Source organism: Burkholderia sp. E168m23, assembly GCF_016586125.1.
Lineage (GTDB): Bacteria > Pseudomonadota > Gammaproteobacteria > Burkholderiales > Burkholderiaceae > Burkholderia > Burkholderia orbicola.
Map to the genome: position 1 here is coordinate 1 of NZ_BCPP01001113.1, position 2109 is coordinate 2109.

Annotated in this window: 3 protein-coding genes; all 3 read left to right on the plus strand. The window is 69.6% G+C overall.

Annotated features, from left to right (window positions below):
* Positions 1-31: 31 nt before the first annotated feature.
* Positions 32-913 (plus strand): LysR family transcriptional regulator, encoded by an 882-nt coding sequence (locus JMF90_RS34645; RefSeq protein ID WP_011548451.1) that lies wholly within the window; start codon positions 32-34, stop codon positions 911-913.
* Between the two features lie 179 nt (positions 914-1092).
* Positions 1093-1392 (plus strand): helix-turn-helix transcriptional regulator, encoded by a 300-nt coding sequence (locus tag JMF90_RS34650; RefSeq protein WP_011548450.1) that lies wholly within the window; start codon positions 1093-1095, stop codon positions 1390-1392.
* A gap of 20 nt (positions 1393-1412) precedes the next feature.
* Positions 1413-2109, plus strand: a 697-nt coding sequence (locus JMF90_RS34655; RefSeq protein ID WP_236598098.1) for a pyridoxal-dependent decarboxylase, incomplete at its 3' end; no start/stop codon positions are given.

Genomic DNA, 2109 nt, shown 5'->3' on the forward strand with positions numbered 1-2109 from the left:
CGGCGAAAATATCCTTCGGAAGGGGCGAACAATGCTGCTCGACAACCTCGCGCTGTTCCTGCGCATCGTGGAGAAGGGCGGGCTGGCCGCGGCGGGTCGCGAGGTCGGTCTGTCGCCGGCCACGGTGTCGGAGCGGCTGACGGCGCTCGAGCGTCACTACGGCGCGGCGCTGCTTACGCGCACGACGCGCGCGATCAGCCTGACCGACGAGGGCCGCACGCTGGTGGACGGCGCGCGACGCCTGCTGGCCGAGGCCGACGAGCTCGAAAGCCGGGTGCGGCTGGGCGTGCAGACGCTGTCGGGGCCGGTACGGCTCAGTGCGCCGGCCGATCTCGGGCGCGAGCGCGTCGTGCCCGTCGTCGACGCATTCCTGGCCGACCATCCGGGCGTGACGGTCGACCTGCATCTCGGCGACGGGTATGTCGACCTCGTCGGGCAGGGGCTCGATTTCGCGATCCGCCGCGGCACGCTGGCGGACAGTTCGTTGCGCAGCCGTTCGCTCGGCCGTGCGCGGCGCGTGGTATGCGCGTCGCCCGCGTATCTCGCCGCACATGGCGCGCCAATGCACCCGGACGAACTCGCCGCGCACGACTGCATCGTGATGCGCTTCGGCCAGGAGCTGTACGCCGAATGGCCGTTCAGCATCGACGGCGTCCTGAAGCGCGTGGTGGTGCGCGGCCGGCGCGTCGCCAACGACGGCGCGCTCGTGCGCGCGTGGTGCATCGCGGGGCACGGCATCGCGCTGAAGTCGCTGGTCGACGTCGAGCGGGATCTGGCGTCGGGCGCACTCGTCGAGATCCTTCGCGACTTCTCGCCGGGTGAAGTCGATCTGCAGATCGTCTATCCGGGCAGCGTCGCGCAGCCGCGGCGCGTGCGGGCGTTGATCGACCGGCTGGCGCAGGCGCTGGCGTAGCAGCACGTTGCCCGCGCGCGGCCTGCGAGACGTTGCGACGGCGATTCAGCCGTGATCGCAGCGAATACCGAAGGTGCATACCGACGAACGACATCACGCCCGAAAATCGTTCTTCAAACCATTTGCCCACGTTTCGTCATTTAGCTAATATTCAAAACGTTAAACGAATCCGCACCCCCATGGACGACGTCACCCGCCTCAGCGCGCTGGCCAACGAAAGCCGTCTGGCCGTGATGCGCTGGCTCAGGCAACCGCGCAAGCATTTCCCGCCGCAGCCGCATGGCGACGTCGACGAGCTCGGCGTGTGCTGCACGTACATCACCGAGAAGCTCGGCATCGCGCCGGCCACGACCACGCGCCACATGCGCATCCTTGCGGATGCCGGGCTCGTGCGGGCGACCCGCGTCGGCAAGTTCACGTACTACAAGCGGATCGACGGCGCGCTGCAGCGGCTCGGCCGCGATCTCTCGCAACTCTGACCCTGACCGAGGCAACCGACATGGACGAACTTTCCTTGCTGGCCGACGCCGACCGGCGCGCGCACGCGTATCTGGCTGCAACGAACGAGCGGCGCGCGTTTCCCGACGCGGCCGCACTCGCCGGCCTCGCTGCGTTCGACGAGCCGCTGCCCGATGCAGGCCGCCCAGCCGACGACGTGCTGCGCCTGCTCGACGAGCACGGCGCGCCCGCGACGGTCGCATCGAACGGCCCGAACTACTTCGGCTTCGTGATCGGCGCGACGCTGCCGGCTGCGGCGGCTGCCGAGCGGCTGATGCTCGCGTGGGACCAGTGCGCGTCGTCGTATGCGAATTCGCCGGTGGCCGCGACGCTCGAGCGCCAGGCCGCGCGCTGGGTCGTCGATGCGCTCGGGTTGCCCGAAGGCAGTGCGGTCGGCTTCGGCACGAGCGCGACGGCCTGCACGCTCGTCGCACTGGTGGCCGCGCGGCGCGCGCTGCTCGCGCGCAAGGGCTGGGATATCGACGAGGACGGGTTGATCGGCGCGCCGGAAGTGAAAGTCGTGATCTCCGCGCTCGCGCACATCACGGTGAAGAAGGCGCTGCGCGTGCTCGGCTTCGGGATGAAGCGCATCGTCGTCGCGCCGGTCGATACGCACGGCCGGATCGACCCGGCGCAGTTGCCGCCGCTCGACGACATGACCATTTTCTGCGTGCAGGCGGGCGAAGTGAACACCGGCG